The sequence below is a fragment of the Acidiphilium sp. JA12-A1 genome (assembly GCF_000724705.2).
Lineage (GTDB): Bacteria > Pseudomonadota > Alphaproteobacteria > Acetobacterales > Acetobacteraceae > Acidiphilium > Acidiphilium multivorum.
In genome coordinates this window covers 1-664 of the sequence record NZ_JFHO01000229.1, presented here as the reverse complement: position 1 = coordinate 664, position 664 = coordinate 1, and the positions used below count along the sequence as shown (strand labels likewise).

Below are 664 nucleotides of genomic sequence, written 5' to 3'. Positions count from 1 at the left end.
CCCTGCTGACGTCCCGTTAACAGACAAAGACTGAAAGGCTCCCCGACATGAGCGACCTCGACCTTCGCAAGGCCCTGATCTCCGCCTGCCAGCAGATGAACGCGCTGGGCATCAACCAGGGCACGTCCGGCAACATCAGCGTCCGCCACGGCGACACGATGCTGATCTCGCCCTCCGCCACGCCCTATCACCTGATCGAGCCCGACATGTTCGATCTCATCCAGATGGTGAATTGCCCAGTCATAGGCCGCGCCGAGCGGGATTTGCAGGGTGCGCCCGAGTTGCGTGATCGAGTATTCGACCGCGACGGGCGAGGTCGGGAGCACTTGCCGCGCGATCAGCCCGTTGCGTTCCAGGCGGCGGAGAGCCTGGGTCAGTGCCTTGTGGGTGATGCCTTCCAGCCGTCGCCTGAGTTCGTTGAACCGTGTCGGCTTTTCGTTGAGCAGCGTGAGGATCATCACCGACCATTTGTTGGCGACCTGATCGAAGAAAGAGCGGGCGGCACAATCCGCAAAGAACACCGCGTCCACTTCGCACGTCATCCCGATATCCTCCCGTATACCTGCGCACCTTGAGGTGCGTAATTGATCCTAGATAGCCGATGTATATCTAGATGCCAAGGAAATGCCCATCGGCTTGAACATCGGGTCACTGCACCGATCCG

Annotated in this window: 2 pseudogenes; one reads left to right on the top strand and one right to left on the bottom strand. The window is 60.1% G+C overall.

The features are described from left to right. Window positions 1-47: 47 nt before the first annotated feature. Window positions 48-167 (top strand): annotated as a pseudogene (locus RT91_RS22935) (class II aldolase/adducin family protein); the annotation flags it as partial. Window positions 168-275: 108 nt separating this feature from the next. On the opposite strand, the pseudogene RT91_RS19445 reads toward RT91_RS22935, so the two are convergent. Further along, window positions 276-458 (bottom strand): annotated as a pseudogene (locus tag RT91_RS19445) (winged helix-turn-helix transcriptional regulator); the annotation flags it as partial. Window positions 459-664 lie beyond the last annotated feature (206 nt).